This window comes from Bradyrhizobium sp. 87 (assembly GCF_023073015.1).
In the GTDB taxonomy this organism is placed as follows: Bacteria; Pseudomonadota; Alphaproteobacteria; order Rhizobiales; family Xanthobacteraceae; genus Bradyrhizobium; species Bradyrhizobium canariense_D.
Genome location: NZ_JADPIQ010000002.1, coordinates 1 through 15,842 on the forward strand (window position 1 = coordinate 1; position 15,842 = coordinate 15,842).

At 60.2% G+C, this 15,842-nt stretch carries 8 protein-coding genes and 5 pseudogenes; 7 read left to right on the forward strand and 6 right to left on the reverse strand.

The window, feature by feature from the left end; all coding sequences use genetic code 11:
* Positions 1-612: 612 nt before the first annotated feature.
* Genes IVB50_RS00010 through IVB50_RS00025 form a run of 4 tightly spaced genes read right to left on the reverse strand, consistent with a single transcriptional unit; the run spans position 613 to position 6,287 of the window.
* Positions 613-2,094, reverse strand: a complete 1,482-nt coding sequence (locus tag IVB50_RS00010; protein WP_018457258.1) for a class I SAM-dependent DNA methyltransferase — start codon at positions 2,092-2,094, stop codon at positions 613-615.
* Positions 2,091-2,939, reverse strand: coding sequence for a hypothetical protein (locus tag IVB50_RS00015; RefSeq protein WP_245288461.1), 849 nt, complete (start codon positions 2,937-2,939; stop codon positions 2,091-2,093). The genes IVB50_RS00010 and IVB50_RS00015 overlap by 4 nt, the downstream gene beginning before the upstream one ends.
* Before the next feature lie 5 nt (positions 2,940-2,944).
* Positions 2,945-4,555: an AAA family ATPase gene (locus IVB50_RS00020; RefSeq protein WP_018457256.1), complete on the reverse strand. Its 1,611-nt coding sequence runs from the start codon at positions 4,553-4,555 to the stop codon at positions 2,945-2,947.
* Positions 4,545-6,287, reverse strand: coding sequence for a restriction endonuclease subunit S (locus IVB50_RS00025; RefSeq protein WP_157643006.1), 1,743 nt, complete (start codon positions 6,285-6,287; stop codon positions 4,545-4,547). The genes IVB50_RS00020 and IVB50_RS00025 overlap by 11 nt, the downstream gene beginning before the upstream one ends.
* A gap of 154 nt (positions 6,288-6,441) precedes the next feature.
* Here IVB50_RS00025 and IVB50_RS00030 point away from each other — a divergent pair, with 154 nt between their 5' ends.
* The 4 genes and pseudogenes from IVB50_RS00030 (at position 6,442) to IVB50_RS00045 (ending at position 8,985) form a co-directional block, all read left to right on the forward strand.
* Entirely contained in the window at positions 6,442-6,747 is a 306-nt protein-coding gene (locus tag IVB50_RS00030) for a DUF1778 domain-containing protein (protein WP_157643005.1), read from the forward strand.
* Positions 6,662-7,252, forward strand: coding sequence for a GNAT family N-acetyltransferase (locus IVB50_RS42120; RefSeq protein ID WP_083926471.1), 591 nt, complete (start codon positions 6,662-6,664; stop codon positions 7,250-7,252). The genes IVB50_RS00030 and IVB50_RS42120 overlap by 86 nt, the downstream gene beginning before the upstream one ends.
* 17 nt (positions 7,253-7,269) lie before the next feature.
* Positions 7,270-7,447 (forward strand): annotated as a pseudogene (locus tag IVB50_RS00040) (integrase); the annotation flags it as partial.
* Between the two features lie 459 nt (positions 7,448-7,906).
* Positions 7,907-8,985 (forward strand): annotated as a pseudogene (locus IVB50_RS00045) (IS630 family transposase).
* A 225-nt stretch (positions 8,986-9,210) separates the two neighbouring features.
* Here the strand turns inward: IVB50_RS00045 and IVB50_RS00050 are convergent.
* Positions 9,211-9,425 (reverse strand): annotated as a pseudogene (locus IVB50_RS00050) (DNA-binding protein).
* Between the two features lie 449 nt (positions 9,426-9,874).
* The gene (locus tag IVB50_RS00055) at positions 9,875-10,465 is read right to left on the reverse strand and encodes a hypothetical protein (protein WP_018457251.1); all 591 of its coding nucleotides are present in this window, start codon (positions 10,463-10,465) and stop codon (positions 9,875-9,877) included.
* Between the two features lie 385 nt (positions 10,466-10,850).
* On the opposite strand from IVB50_RS00055, the pseudogene IVB50_RS00060 reads away from it, so the two are divergent.
* The 3 genes and pseudogenes from IVB50_RS00060 to IVB50_RS00070 all read left to right on the forward strand — a co-directional run.
* Positions 10,851-11,117, forward strand: a pseudogene (locus tag IVB50_RS00060) (DUF932 domain-containing protein); the annotation flags it as partial.
* Positions 11,118-11,137: 20 nt separating this feature from the next.
* Positions 11,138-14,464, forward strand: a pseudogene (locus tag IVB50_RS00065) (strawberry notch family protein); the annotation flags it as partial.
* Positions 14,464-15,525: a toprim domain-containing protein gene (locus IVB50_RS00070; RefSeq protein WP_018457249.1), complete on the forward strand. Its 1,062-nt coding sequence runs from the start codon at positions 14,464-14,466 to the stop codon at positions 15,523-15,525. The pseudogene IVB50_RS00065 and the gene IVB50_RS00070, both read left to right, overlap by 1 nt.
* Positions 15,526-15,842 lie beyond the last annotated feature (317 nt).

The window sequence follows — 15,842 nt, forward strand, 5'->3', positions numbered from 1 at the left end:
CGTCAACGCATTGTCGGAAATATGGAAGCCGCGCCGGCGCACCACGCGTTCAAAATAGACGTCAAGCACCAATCAAATGGGCCTCAGAGCGACGCTTACCGCCGATTCAAAGCGCTGCTGCCCTCCGGAGAAATCAAGCCCTGCAGCTGCGGGAATCCCATTTGCCCAACCTTCATGCTTACCGAGGCAGCAACTCGCGAATGGACCAGGCACGCGATAGAGTGCTTGCAGCTTTCCGACGACCGTATCCCGCCTTCAAGGTCGTCCTAGAATGACGCCGCTCAGCGCAAAGATAGCCCGTCGCGACCAGATACCAACCTCGCGGAAGCGACCGCGGAACGGATTGCTGAGCAGCGCCAGGCCATCAGAAACAGGGCATACCGATAATCGGCCGCGTCGTGACTCACCGTGAGGCCCTCACTGTACGGAAGGCCGAACCCCATCGGTTGAAAGGTCGGTAGTTGAAGCCTTGGCGGTATTGCGCGCTCACCGCCACGAATGATTCCGGTGAGCGCACTCAGGAATTCGGTGCTGGCCCCATCGCTACTATCCCGGCAAGCAGCGTTGAGGAAGAATTGTCCGTCCCCGCGATATCGCCGTGGAAGGACTGTATCAACTGGCCGGCGGTTTAGAAATCAGAGCAAGGGCTCTCTGGAGATCATCAGCAACGAGCCGCGAAATTTCCTCCAGTCGCGCAAGGCCCGGCGTACGCTGCTGTATGGAAGGATCGTCCCATGCTAAGTCCAAACGGCAGTCCGGGGTCGATAGGATTTGGTCCATGCCGAAGCTTCGGAGGCGCGCCGCAGCCTGTGCGTCAGCTACTTGAGTGTCGGATTGGAATCCTGCCCTGAACAGTGTTACGAATTCTCGTAAATCGTCTCGTTGTAGGGGCTTCGTCTTTAAGGAGAAGCGCTTATCCGAGCGAAGGTTGTAAACCCAGATCCGTTCGACAGGACGATCCGATTTCAAGTTGCGCGGCTTGTCAAAGAATATGACGTTTGACTTGACGCCCTGAGCATAAAACAGCCCCGACGGGAGGCGAAGCAAGGCGTGAACTCGGCAGGATTCTAGAAGACGTCGCCGAACTGCAGATGCGGCTCCGGTTTCAAAGAGGACATTGTCAGGAACAACAACAGCCGCTCGACCACCCGGCTTCAGTAGTGCGAAGATGTGCTGCAAGAAATTCAGTTGCTTGTTGGCCGTCTGCACCCAAAAATCGGGACGGACAATCGTCAGTGTATCGTCATTCCGCGGTCCGCGGTGCTCTTGGGCGTAGGTTACACTCCCCTTGGTACCGAAGGGCGGATTGGTTAGGACGACATTGGCCTGGACTTTCGGCGGTTCTTTTAAACTGTCCTCGCACGCGATCGGCAGTTCGTCGTCGTCGTTGCCACCTACACCGTGAAGCAGAAGGTTCATCGTCGCGAGCCGCGCAACCTCCTCGACGAGTTCGACACCACGAATGGATTTGGTAGCTAGTTTGGTTCGCTGGTTGCGCGTCATTCGTGGATTTGTGCGATGCAGATAATCGTGCGCAGCTAGGAGGAAACCCGCGGTTCCACATGCTGGGTCGCAGACAATTTCACCGAGTTGTGGGTTGACGCATTCCACAATCGCTTCGATCAGCGGGCGTGGCGTGAAATATTGGCCCGCACCGCTTTTGGTGTCACGCGCGTTCTTCTCGAGAAGTCCCTCATAAGCATCGCCCTTCACATCGGTTGATAAGCCGGTCCACTCCGTCTGCCCGATGAGGTCCACGATTAGAAGGCGAAGCTTTGCTGGATCGCGAATTTTGTTTTTCGCGTTTCCAAAGATGAGGCCGAGCATGCCGCCATGCTTGCCTAGAGCGGCCAAAATGCGGGCGTATTGGTGATGCATCGCCTCCGCGTCGAGGCCGTCCAACGAGCGCCACCCATATTTCTTCGGAACAAGGCCACCTTCTTGCTCGTCTGCCATTTTCAGAAACAGCAGATACGTCAGTTGCTCAACGTAATCAGGGTACGAGAGGCCATCGTCTCGCAGAACGTTGCAGTACTGCCAGAGTTTTCGGATGAGAGCAGTTGCTCCCTCAGAACTTGCGCGGCTGTCTGTCATTGGGGCAATCTCAGTACAACGTCACGTACCCACCAGACATGTCTGAAGGATTCGACGTATACCCGCGCAGCAGACGAGTATTCTTCACGCTGATCCATGAAACTATGCAGGTCCCGAATGGAATCCTTAAAAGCCTCACTGGCCACAGGCATACCGTTGAAATCGGGTGGAGCCTCACGCTGGCCCCTTTCAACAGTGCGCTCGACGAGGTTGTACAGCGTCACGCGGGCATCTACGAACTTCGGCCAATTTAGATGCAGACCTAAACGGCTCGCGTCGATCTTGGCTTCGGCGATTGGATTGTTTCGATATTCTGGAGAAAGATCGATTTCACCATTCGGTTTGAACGATAGCAAGATCGGATCACCGGGATGGGTAGGATCGAGCAGCGCTGGGCATTCTAGGTTGATATTGTCTGTAGGGGCAGACGCTCGAACTCCCGCCGGAAGAAGTGGAAAGTGATCAGCTTTGCCGCCAACTATCCTCGTGCCTGGCGTACGCCGAGGTCGGTTCGCACGTTGGCAGCTGAGGCGCATGTTTCGCCAGTCGAAAGCAAGCCAATAGTAGCCGGGATGACCCCGATCCTCCTTCACCGCGAGTTTCGGCCGAAAGTGATCGATATCGTTGTCCGCACCCGGGGTCTTGCATTCGGTGTACCAACATTTGCCGAACGAGACCGTTTCGAATGCCTCCCGGAGCGCTGTCCAGCGCGCCTGATGGTTGTTGATTAGCGCGGCTCGGCGCTTCGGATCGGCCTCAGCCACGACTGCCTGCTGCGCGGCATTTAAGTCCGCCAACAGGTCACGGATATGGGGAACAATCGCCTCGAGGTTGATGAAACGCATCTCGCTCAATGCGCCCCACTCTCACGTCGAAGTTCGGCGACGATCCGCGCTGCGAGCTGCGCGCGTTGCTCACGTTGCTCCGGAGTTAATTCTACGGCTTGTCGCCACGCTGGATCTTCGTGTTCAGTCCATGCTTTCAGGAATTGGTGGTAGAGAGGATCTCTGATCGTTTGGTCAAAGCCGCGTCCCCGCAAGTCCTCCTTTAGGAGCCGCATTTCCTCCTCTTCCGCAGGCGTGAGTGCGGACTTCATCGCAAGGATACGTTGACGGTCGAGGTCTGCCTGTGTCTTTGGATCAAGCGTCGATCGCAGACGAAAGAGGTCGCTGGTCAGAATGGCCGCGACTCCCATTCCGCGCGGATCCTGATCGGGAAGCTCGGCAATGGCACGCCCGTGATCGTCTCGCCGAAATATTTGCACCTGTGCCCTCTCCAGGCCGGCGAAGACTAGCGGGTCATGTGTCGACATGACGATATGGCAGCTGTCCCGGCCGCGAATGAAGCGGTCCAAGAAAGTTAGATACTGGGTGCTCCAAGCCGGGTTGAGGTGGGTGTCGGGCTCGTCGAGTAGAAAGAGAGCTTCGTCGCGCGCGGTGAATTTCAGTAGACCGAGGACAAGGAGAAGTTGCTGCTCACCTTCGCTAAGATCGCGATAAGTAACCTCGCCACCGCCGGCGGCGGGCGTCATGCGAACGCGCGTTCGCACCTCACCTAATACCTTAGAGAGGTGTGTACTTTCAAGCGCGGTAAAAAATGCATACTGATTGCCGTAGGATTTATAGACCTCGGTCAGTGCTTCGGGTTGGGCTAGGAATAGGTACAGGTTCTCGACAGTGGGGTTTTTGGTGAGGTCAACGGCGATGCGCCGACCCATCCGGATCGGCAACATAGCCCTTTCGTAAAGACGGCTAAGAAATTCCTGAACCTCGCCGACGGCGTTCCAGAAACGTGGATCGCCGCCCTTGCGGTTCCATGGGGGGCGCTTGAGGGCGAACAGAACGCTATCGAGACCGTCAATCTGAAGCTGGTCGCGCAAAAAAGAACGGTCGTCATCCGATGCGATCGTCATTTCCATGAAGAACGCGATGAGTGCGAACTGACCGTGAAGAGTTTGCGCGTAAAATAGGCGTCGTAGACTGTTTGGATCAGCTAATTTCCTGCCTCGTTGAGCCGGGGCTTTGATAATCCAGCTATAATACCGCTCCCGGTGCTTCTCGAATATCGAGGCAAGCCTGTCACTCGGTCCGGAATAGTAGCCGAACACGAAAGCCGGCCGATAGATAGGGCGACCATCGGCATCTTCCGCCATGAAACGCTTGCGCGGTAGCTCGCTGTATTCTTGTTCTGAATGGTCCTTAGACCAGAACAGCGGATGTTGATCTGCCTGAGCGCGCACTTCGACGTCGTGATCGCGGCATCGGTATTTGATATGGTATGTGAACGGGGCTTCCTGATCCAGATCGAGATTGCGGAAGATCAGCGACAAGGCCTCGATCAAATTCGATTTACCCGCGCCGTTCTCGCCAACCAGCACGGTGTAAGAAGAGCTCTCGTCAAAATCAACCCGCAAGTCTCGGAGATTCTTGAATTCTCCGATGGTGACCTCGTCAAGGCGCATTAATCGCCTCCAACTCGGCATTTTCTATATCATGACCTATCTTGCGAATGGTCTGGCCAAGCTGCGTCCTCAGTGCGAGATAGAAGACTTCAACGTGCTCAGGCTGATCCCTATCGAAGCCTGCTTGGCTAAAAAGCTCAGGCAACGATAGAGGCCGACCGGCTTCGCGTAAGACCGCAGCCAGGTCCGAAGTTAAGGGAAGTTTCTGGCTCGGCGATGCTCGTTTGGTGGACATGGGAGTCTCTCCGCTTTCAACATCGGCTGGTCGGTATGTGGCCATGTCTCGCTGCGGTGGCCCAAGCCGCTCCAAGAGAGCTGTCGCTGGCTCGTCGGTGGGATCTTGGGGTGTAAGTTCTCCACCCACTGCTGCGGCGAGCAGCTCCTTCTCCATCTCGGGTAAGCGACTGAGCGATGTGTTGACCGCTTCAATCTGAAGCGCTGCACCGTCCAATCGGCTTCGGGCTTCATCTACAATACGCGCTTGCTCTTCGAGGGGCGGTAACGGGAACGGAAGAGCTGCGAAGCGCGAGGCTCCGAGGTGTTGAATACCGACTCCGCGAGCCGCCTGAGCGAAAATGCCAGATGCGCCGTAGTGCTGAAACACCAATAAAGCATACTCCGGCGTCACCGAGTGCGGCCTGAAGCGGATGACCGTATTTTGGAAGCAGCAGTTGTCAACTTCTCCCTTCCATAGTGCTGCCCGGCCAACCTGCGCTCCGCTTCCTGAGGCTTCGGTCAGGAGCACATCGTTGACCTGCAGCGCAAAAATTTCACGTTCCGCTGGGGTGAAATCCATTTCGAGCAGGTCGGTGAGATCTAGGCCGTGAGGCGTGATATTCGCGGCACGTACGTATTTTGTCGCGTGCCGGCCGGTGTGCTTGCCAGGCGAGCGTTGACGGCCGACCGTGACGTTGCCCACGTCGCCAACGTTCGCCCACCTCCAGTTGGACGGCAGCGGTCCCGCGGCCACTTCAATATCGTTCCCATCGCGTTCGGCATAGTTGAACAGGCTGGGTGGCTCTGCCTTCCGTCGGGGCTGCCGAGATGAAGTGCGCGATCGCTCCGGGCTCGCTTGCTCGTGGCTGCCAACCACCGATCTCTGCGGTGCGAGTTCGCCGGCAATAGCTGCCGCCATAGTCTCACGAACCTGCTCGTTGAGGTGGGCAAGAGCAGATTGCAGTCGATTTCTAGCCTCGCGGATCTCCGCGCGCCGCCGTTTAGTCACCTCTGCAATTCGGCGCTGCTCATTGAGAGGAGGCAGTGGGAACGCAAGCTCGGCGAAGCGAGAGGCACCCAAATGTTGTATTCCCACGCCACGTGCGACGCGTGCGAATACGCCTGACACACTAAAATGCTGGAATGCCACCATTGCATATTCGGGCAGAGCAAGGTGTGGTCTGAACCTAATGACCGTGTTTTGATAACAACAGTTTTCGATTTCGCCCCGCCAGAGGCCGGCTCGTCCGACCTGTGCAGCGCTTCCCGACGCCTCAGTCAGAAGAACGTCGCCGACGCGCAGCGCAAAGGTCGCACGTTCCGCAGCGGTGAAATCCATCTCTAGCAGATCTTTGAGATCGATGCCTTCGGGCGTGATGTTCGCGGCGCGCAAATATTTGGTTGCGTTCCGACCAGTGTGCTTGTCGGGTGAGCGCTGACGGCCAAGACGGACGGACCCCGCTTGATCGACGCGGACCATCAGCCATCCATTTGGCACTTCGCTGGCTTTCGGCACTAATCCTCGTCCACTCTTCCCAACGGGGTTCTATTCCGGCCTCGCTGGTGACCTCGCCGCGGGTTATAGCCAGACCCACAGGTGTCACCGGGGGAGCCTCCTTGCTACGTCCGGCTCCTAGCCGTACATTAATCGCTCTACAAGGATGAAGGCAATGGCTCGCCGGACTGCAGGAGTGAAAAGGCTGTCCCCCACACGAAGTGAGCGGCTGGAGGCCCGGATTTCTGCCGAGCAGAAGGACCTGTTCCTACGTGCGGCCGAGTTGCAAGGTCGCACGCTGACGGACTTTGTGATCGGCAGCGTCCACGATGCCGCTGTCCGTACTATTGAAGACATGCGGATGATTCGACTTACGGCGGAGGAAAGCCGCGCATTTGCCGAGGCTATCCTGCGGCCGCGAGAGCCATCGGCGCGTTTCAAAGCGGCTGCGCAACGCCACATTCGAAATCTGGATCACTAAGCTGTCCGACCGCAACCTCCGTGTCGATCCACTCAGCACCATCCATGATCGCTCGCGGTTTGATAGTCGCGTTGAATCGCTTGATCGATATCTTAAGGCTCACTCTGGTCACGGTGATCGGACACACTTAGCTTCCTGCTTCGTGCTATCCCGAGAGAGGCAGAAAGTTATTGGGTTTTATACCCTCGAGGCGACCTCTGTTTCTCTGGTGGATCTGCCCTTACCGATGGCCAAAAAGATTCCGGGCCATCCCTTGGTGCCTGCAATCTTGATGGCGCGTCTTGCCGTAGACTACAGCGTGCGTGGATGCGGCTTGGGAAGATTCATGTTGATAGATGCGCTCAGCCGAGCGCTGCTCAGCCAAAAATGCACTTATGCTTTGATAGTTGAGGCCAACAAAGATGCCTCAAGGAACTTTTACGAGGTGCATAATTTTCGGCGACTAGTGTCGTCTGGACGACAGCTTTTCCTGCCCCTGGCGGAGATCGCTAAACTGTTCACTTAGGCTGTGCAGCAGCGCCATCGTACGTGGGGGGCGGGAACGGTACGCAAACAGTCGCGTTGCTCGGCGTCATTCTCACCTACGCCGTCGAAGCCGGGATCATCGTGTCAAATCCAGCGCACTAGATTAGCAAACCGCAACCGCCGTTTGACCGAAGTCGAGTATCGCATTCTGGGTAGAATCTTACGTAAGGCCGCCTGGATGAGAGATACGGCGCCATGGCCGACGACGATTGCGATACTTGTCCACAGCACTCGGCAACGGGCCAGCTCGATTTCGCTGCGTGAGAGTGGCCATTCTCTAACCCTCTCCACCAGCTTCTGTCGGAACAGGCCCGATGGCCGGATCAACAAGAGCAGCAGCGCCACGACGTAGGCCGCCAGATCCTCAATAATCTCTTCGAACGTTCTCTCCTGAGTGGCCCAGTACGCTTTCCTCTTCCAGCGAAGCAAGATAGGCCTGCCCCTCTTCCGTTATGATCCACTCGCCGGACTCACGCGCGACCAGCTTCTGTCCGGAAATATCGAGATCTCGCGCCCCGCTTTGCCAATCGCCTCATACGAGCCGTCCACTCCGGACCGCTGGTGTAGAGCACCGCTAGTGGTCTGATTCATTCGGACGATTCCCAAATCGACCGAAGCAGTTCAAGCTCTGGGCATGAGAGCAGGAACTGTCGTAAAGGTCACCCGGGCGGACCGCCATCGGCTTGAGGCGATCGTCTCGGATCGCAGCGCACCTCAGAAGCATGTGTGGCGGGCCAACATCATTCTTGCCACTGCCGACGGCTGTGGCACCGCCGAGATCATGCGCCGCTCGGGCAAATCCAAGCCCGTGGTGTGGAGATGGCAGGCCCGGTTCATGGCGGAGGGTGTCGAAGGGCTAACGCGCGACAAGACGCGAAAGCCCGTCAAACCACCGCTGCCGACGGGCACCGTGCAGAGAGTGGTCGACCTGGCGCTCGGGCCGCCGCCGGGAGAAACAACCCACTGGACCGGCCGGATGCTGGCGAAAGCCGCAGGGGTGAGCCTGCGTTCGGTGCAGCGTATCCTCGAAGCCCACCAACTCGCGCCGCATCGCATCCGTACGTTCAAGCTGTCGAACGACCCGAAGTTCGCCGAGAAACTCAAGGACGTCGTCGGCCTCTATGTCGATCCTCCCGCCCATGCGGTCGTCCTCTCAGTCGACGAAAAGAGCCAGATTCAGACGCTCGACCGCACCCAGCCAGGGTTGCCGATGAAGCCGGGCCGTGCCGGCACGATGACCCACGACTACAAACGTCACGGCACCACCACGCTGTTCGCTGCCCTCAACATCCTCGACGGCACCGTCATCGGCCGCAAATGCAGCGTCATCGCCACCAGGAGTTCATTCGCTTCCTCAACACGATCGAGGAGCAGGTCCCGGCAGGGAAAGTAATCCACGCCATCGTCGACAACTATGCGACCCACAAGCATCCGAGGGTACGCCAATGGCTGGCTCGGCATCCCCGCTGGACGTTCCACTTCACCCCGACCTCTGCATCCTGGCTCAATGCGGTCGAAGGCTTCTTCGCCAAGCTCACGCGCCGTCGCCTCAAGCGAGGCGTGTTCCGATCCGTCGTTGACCTGCAAGTCGCCATCAACCGCTTCGTCGCCGAGACAAACGCCGATCCCAAACCCTTCGTATGGACCGCCGATCCAAAGCGCGTCCTCGCCGCTGTCAAACGCGGGAAACAAGCGTTAGAGTCGCTCCACTAGGTAATCCTTCAGGACACCGAGAGTGGCTCGACCATCCGGTTGGCCGGCGAGAATTTTAAGTATTGAGAGCTGAAAACGAAATAACATGAACGTCGCACATCGGCACAAGCCGGACCCCGCGCTCGGCTTTCAAAACAAAAAACCCGATTAATGCTATTGTGCGGATCGTCCCGCAATTCGGCGCAAGCTTATCCCGAATCGCATGCTGGGGAAGTGCCCCAAACGCTAGCTCACGTCCAGTCCTTTCGACGCACTACAAACTACAAATTTTGTTCTATCCCACGCGTCTAGTTCACCCACTGGGTATAAGACGGCTTTGCCGATCTTGACGCATGCGGTCCGATTCGCATTGCGCGTCAATTCCGCAGCGTGCCCACTGTGACCTCGCCACGGTACCGTGCAAACACTTCCTCGGGGGTAAGGGATTTGGCGTCCGACATTTGCATTCTCCATCACTCCGGCGCCGGAGACGTCACGGTCGAGATGGCTGAGATGTTGACAGCCAGAATGACGGAAGAGAACGGGATCCTCGATGGCCCCGCGTAGCTCGCGTCAAACGCGGACGAGTTAGCGCGCCGACTTTCGTTGATAGTCGCAGGATGGCGTGACGGATCGTAGTAAAAATACTTGCGCCTCTAGGCCGCAGGTACACGAGGTATCGATGGCTGCGGGCAGCCTCCATGCCGGACCTGAAAACAAAAAGAAATCCGAATGCTATCGAGCCAGCCGCTCCAAATCTGGTCGGCGTTCACGATTTTGCCCGGAGAAAAACACTCCTACTACCTACCTTAACTTCGGGTCCGTCTCATCTAGATTCAGCTTGAGCTTGTCTTGGTATGCGCCAATCCGCTTTTTTGCTCGCTTAATGACATCGCCGAAGTGAAGCAGCTCAAAATAGGTCTCGCCCAATGGCTGCCGAGTACGAGGGTCCAAAAGGGGGCTCGATTGAAACCATCCCAGGCCGACTGAAAACGGAGTCCGAGTTCCGCTCAATCGCAACGAATTGACAGTGTCGCCGATGAGATATCCGTAAAATTTCCTTAGCCGCCCCTGACTTGGCCGCAAGTAAATGCGCGTACTCTGAAAGGTCGCCGACATGTTCGTCCATCGATACTCCCGGCGCCTTGAACTCGACGATAATGGCGGAGCCCTCTTTACTGAATAGAGCAATGTCTGGCCGCTTGCCGCCATTGTCGTCTGCGCGCTTGGCAAGCAGCTTTTGAAATTCCTGATCGATGTCATTTTCGAAAACACTTTCGCTGTCATTCCAACGGATGCTCGCTAACGGAACGTCTGACGCGATGTAATCGTAGTAATGGTATTCCTCACTCAGAAGCCAAATGTCGTGATCAGCGACCTCATCCTCGTGCTTGCGGATCAGGAACGAGTCGATCGCGTTTGAGATCAGTTCCTCGAAAACAACATACGGGTTCGAGCTAATCTTCGTATTCTTGATGCTGCCCCTGATATCGAGCGTCATTCTCGTTTCAATCGCTGACGTGGTGATTTCTGAAGGATCGTTCTGACGGTGTGCGGGACATCAAGTCAAGCTGCCGTATGGAAATGGTGGTAGTACCCGCAAGCTGAGACCCAATTTTCCGTTCGCCTCGTTTGCGGTGCACTAAACTTTCCGAGCAGATCCATCGGGTTACGCGACCTGGTGCTCCGAAGACATTCTGGATGCCGGGGGGGGGAAGACCCTTGAGGGGAAAGCCTTCCCCTGCGCCCGAGCCTTTGGTCTCGGCCGACCCCTTCTGCGGGGAGACCCCGCAATGCCCCCATTAGAGTGAGAGGGCGGCCGGGCTTCGCTGTGACGGGTTGAAGAACGGAGGAGAGGCCTCCGGCGCCTGTCATGGAGATGACCCATGACCCAAGTCGAAGTTCTGAGCGCTGGCCGCGACCGCATCGGCGGCTATAAGGTGGACGTGACCCGCGGCGAGCGCGTCGGCCGAGTATCGTCGGAATGGTTCTCGCGGCCAGCGGACGAGCGCTATCTCTCCCTGTCGGACCTTTATGCCGCGGTGCGTAGACGGACCGAGCGTAGCCGGACCCGAACGGTCGAGAGCGCTGCGATACGGGTTGAGGCCGGCCGCGACGATGCCGAGCGCCTGGCTCTGCTGCTGCCCGGCTCCGTTGGATCGGCGAGCACGCTCCAGCTCGCTTGCCAGTCGCATCAACCAGCGCGCTTCCCGTTTCAGCCTCGCCGGCGCCTCGCACCGTGCGCGGCTATCTCGCCCGGCCGGCCGCCCAGCCGGCCAAGGCGTCGGTTGCCGACCCCGAAGCGGTTGATCTTGTCTACGAGACGATCGATTGGACGCCGCCCGAGGGCGCGCGCCTCAGCGATGCCATCTACGAAGAATACCGGCTCCAATCGATCTGGATCCCCGGCGCGCAGGCGCACCCGACCAAGCTGGTGCAGTCGGCCGCGATGGCCTCGGTCGCGCCGCCGAAGCCGAGCTACAGGCCCCGGCTGCCGGCCAACCTCGTCAGCGGCGGCGTCCTCTCAGATGCCCAGCTTGAGACGGTCATCTATGCCGGCGAGGCGCATGGTAACTATCTCGCCGGCGCCTGGACGGTTGACGAGACCTTCGATCTCGTCACGGCCGCCCGCGACGACGCACCGAACGCCGTCCATTTCCGTCGAGGCTTCATGCTCGGCGATGGGACCGGCGCCGGCAAGGGGCGTCAGTCCGCCGGCATCATTCTCGACAACTGGCTGCAGGGCCGGCGCAAGGCGGTCTGGATATCGAAGTCCGACAAGCTGCTCGAGGACGCGCAGCGCGACTGGTCGGCGCTCGGCATGGAGCGCCTGCTCGTCACGCCGCTCTCGCGCTTCCCTCAAGGGCGCGAGATCCGGTTGGCCGAAGGCGTCCTATTTTTAACCTACGCTACGCTGCGGTCCGACGACCGCGGCGAGAAGCTTTCGCGCGTCCGGCAGATTGTTCAATGGTTGGGCTCCGACTTCAACGGCGTCATCATTTTCGACGAGAGCCATGCCATGCAGAATGCCGGTGGCGGCAAGGGCGAGCGGGGCGATGCCGCGCCCTCGCAGCAGGGGCGTGCGGGCTTGCGCCTTCAGCATGCGTTGCCCAATGCCCGCGTCGTTTATGTCTCGGCGACCGGCGCCACCACGGTCCATAATCTCGCCTACGCCCAGCGCCTTGGGCTCTGGGGCGGCGAGGATTTTCCGTTCGCCACGCGCGCCGAGTTCGTCGAGGCGATCGAGGAGGGCGGCGTCGCGGCGATGGAGGTGCTCTCCCGCGACCTTCGCTCACTCGGCCTCTACACCGCCCGCTCGCTTTCCTACGACGGCGTCGAATACGAGCTCGTCGAGCACCAGCTCACCGACGAGCAGCGGCGCATCTACGACGCCTACGCCGGTGCCTTCAGCGTCATCCACAATCACCTCGACGCGGCGATGCAGGCCACCAACATCACCGGCGAGACTGGCACGCTCAATCGTCAGGCGAAGTCGGCCGCGCGCTCAGCCTTCGAGTCCGCCAAGCAGCGCTTCTTCGGCCATCTGCTCACCAGCATGAAGACGCCGACCCTGGTCCGCTCGATCGAGCGGGATCTGGCCGAGGGCCATGCCGCCGTCATCCAGATCGTGTCGACTGGCGAGGCGCTGATGGAGCGGCGGCTCGCCGAAATCCCGACCGAGGAATGGAACGACGTGCGCGTGGACATCACGCCGCGCGAGTACGTGCTGGACTACCTCGCCCATTCCTTCCCGGTGCAGCTCTATGAGCCCTTTACCGACGCCGACGGCAATCTCTCGTCCCGGCCCGTCTTCCGCGACGGCCAGCCGGTCGAGAGCCGCGATGCCGTCGCCCGCCGCAATGAGCTGATCGAGCGGCTCGCTTCGCTTCCGCCTGTTCCCGGCGCGCTCGACCAGATCGTGCAGCGTTTCGGCACGGACCTCGTGGCGGAAGTGACCGGCCGATCGCGGCGCGTGGTGCGCAAGGGTGGCCGCCTTGCCGTCGAGAACCGTGCCGCCTCCGCCAATCTCGCAGAGACCGCCGCCTTTATGGATGACAAAAAGCGCGTGCTTGTCTTCTCGGACGCCGGCGGCACCGGGCGCAGCTATCACGCCGAGTTGTCGGCGCGGAATCGGCGGCTGCGCGTACACTATCTGCTCGAACCCGGCTGGAAGGCCGACGCCGCCATCCAGGGTCTCGGTCGAACGAACCGCACCAACCAGGCGCAGCCACCGCTCTTCCGCCCGATCGCGACCGACGTGAAGGCCGAAAAGCGCTTCCTCTCGACCATCGCTCGCCGCCTCGACACGCTGGGGGCGATCACGCGCGGCCAGCGCCAGACCGGCGGCCAGGGTCTGTTCCGACCTGAGGACAATCTGGAAAGCCACTATGCCCGAGACGCGCTGCGCCAGCTCTATCTGCTGCTCGTGCGCGGCAAGGTCGATGGCTGCTCGCTCCAGATGTTCGAGGACGCCACGGGCTTGAAGCTCATGGACGCGAACGGCATCAGGGACGACCTGCCGCCAATCACGACGTTCCTGAACCGCCTGCTCGCGCTCACCATCGACCTGCAAGGTGTGCTGTTCACGACCTTCGAGCAGTTGCTCAACGCCAGGGTCGAGGGCGCCATCGCCAGTGGCGTCTACGATGTTGGCCTCGAGACACTGCAGGCCGAGAGCTTCGTCGTCACCGACCGCCGTTCGATCTACACGCATCCTGCGACCGGCGCGGAAACCCGGCTGCTCACGATCACCGAACGCCGGCACAATCGCCCCGTGACGCTGGATCAAGCGCTCGATTATCTCGCCGACCCGCGCGCGGTGCTGCTGGTCAACGAGCGCTCGGGCCGCGCCGCGGTGCAAATTCCGGCGCCGAGCCTTATGCTCGATCACGGCGAGATCGAACGCCGCGTGCGGCTGGTCCGGCCCATGGAACACCATCATGCTTCGCTGAAGATGATGGACGAGAGCCACTGGCAGCCGGTGGAGCGCGAGGTTTTCGCCGCAGCATGGAACGGCGAAGTCGCCGACGTGCCAGAGTTCGCCGAGAGCACCCTCAACATCGTCGCCGGCCTGCTGTTGCCGATCTGGAAGCGGCTTCCAAACGAGTCGACCCGGGTTTATCGGCTTCAGACCGACGATGGCGAACGGATCATCGGCCGCAGGGTCTCGCCGGCGTGGGCGGCGAATGCGTCGGTGACCGGGGCCACCAACTTGACTCCGGACGCGGCCTTTGCGGCGCTGATGGAGCGGCGGACCGTCCTCGATTTGGCCGAGAGCCTGCAGCTCCGTCGCGTCCGCGTGATGGGCGCCCACCGCATCGAGCTATCCGGTTTCACGGACACGATGCGTGACCGGCTGCGCGCCTACGGCTTCTTCAGCGAGATCATCTCGTGGAAGCTGCGCATGTTCGTGCCATCAGATGCGACCGGCGCCGCCGTGTTGGCGAAGGTGCTCGACCGCTATCCGATCGCGCACATCGGCGAGCGGGAGGCCGCCTGATGGGCCGTTACGACGCTGCCGAGCTGGCCCGCCGTCTCGCGCGTGACGCCGAGGCGGTGTGCCGCCACTATCTCTCCGCAGGACGACGACAAGGCGGCTACTGGCTTGTCGGCGATGTGCGCAACAGCCCCGGCCGCTCGATGTTCGTGCGGCTCAAGGAGTCTGCAAAGGGACGAGCTGGCAAGTTTACTGACGCCGCGACCGGCGAGCATGGTGATCTGCTCGACGTGATCCGAGAAAGCTGCGGCCTGGTCGACTTCAAGGACGTCGCCGACGAAGCCCGCTCCTTCCTCAGCATGCCGCGTCCCGAACCGGAGCCCGAGGTGAACCGCGCCCGGTCCCCGAAATCGACCGTACCAACGGGATCGCCCGAGGCCGCACGACGACTCGTCGCCATGTCGAATCCGATCGGGCGCACACTCGTGGAAACGTACCTCCGCAATCGCGGCATTACGGCTTTGCACGACACGGCAAGCCTGCGCTTTCACCCGCGCTGCTACTATCGACCCGACGACCATAGCCTGACCGAGACCTGGCCGGCGATGATCGCCGCCGTCACCGATCTCTCCGGCCATCTGACCGGCGCGCATCGCACCTGGCTCGACCCGGACGGCTTCAGCGAGACAACGCTTGGCAAGGCGCCGATCGACACGCCGAGACGGGCGATGGGCAATCTCCTCGGTCACGCTGTTCGATTTGGCGTAGCAGGCGAGGTTATGGCGGCCGGCGAGGGCATCGAGACGATGCTCTCGCTCAGGTGCGTCTTGCCGACCATGCCAATGCTCGCGGCGCTCTCGGCCGCGCATCTTGCCGCCATGCTCTTCCCGAACACGCTCCGCCGGCTCTACATCGCCCGCGACGACGATCCTGCCGGTGACGGCGCCATGGCGACCTTGATCGACCGTACGCAGGAGGCCGGGATCGAGGCGATCGTGATCTCGCCACGGCTTGGCGATTTCAATGAGGATCTACGACTGCTCGGGATCGATGCGCTTCGGGCTGCAAGCCGCGTGCAGATCGCGGCCCAGGATGTCGCCCGCTTCATGAAGCTGGCGGCATAGCCGGAAACGGGATGAGAGCGCGGTGCAGCCCGTCCTCACCGCGAGTCCGGTTGTTCTGGTCCCCTCAGCATCGGAGAGGGCCACACCCACGGCCCTTCAAGAGGGCGATCGGGCGGCAAACGGCCCGGACCGGCAACCTCGGGATCCGACTATTTTCCGTCGGCGGCGGAGCCGCCTTTACATCGCGAGGCAAAATAGTCGGCCTCCTTCGGTCCTCCGCTCCGCTTCGGCCCTTCGCTTCGCTGCGGGTGCAAGTCCGTTCCGCCCGCCGCCTTCGTCGCCATGAAGGCCGCGATGGGCGCGGCCAATCCGACGAA

Excerpts from the sequence above, each read along its gene's own strand:
- IVB50_RS00010 (WP_018457258.1), bottom strand. The coding sequence starts at position 2,094 with ATGACAGACAGCCGCGCAAGTTCTGAGGGAGCAACTGCTCTCATCCGA.
- IVB50_RS00015 (WP_245288461.1), bottom strand. The coding sequence starts at position 2,939 with ATGCGTTTCATCAACCTCGAGGCGATTGTTCCCCATATCCGTGACCTG.
- IVB50_RS00020 (WP_018457256.1), bottom strand. The coding sequence starts at position 4,555 with ATGCGCCTTGACGAGGTCACCATCGGAGAATTCAAGAATCTCCGAGAC.
- IVB50_RS00030 (WP_157643005.1), top strand. The coding sequence starts at position 6,442 with ATGGCTCGCCGGACTGCAGGAGTGAAAAGGCTGTCCCCCACACGAAGT.
- IVB50_RS00055 (WP_018457251.1), bottom strand. The coding sequence starts at position 10,465 with ATGACGCTCGATATCAGGGGCAGCATCAAGAATACGAAGATTAGCTCG.
- IVB50_RS00070 (WP_018457249.1), top strand. The coding sequence starts at position 14,464 with ATGGGCCGTTACGACGCTGCCGAGCTGGCCCGCCGTCTCGCGCGTGAC.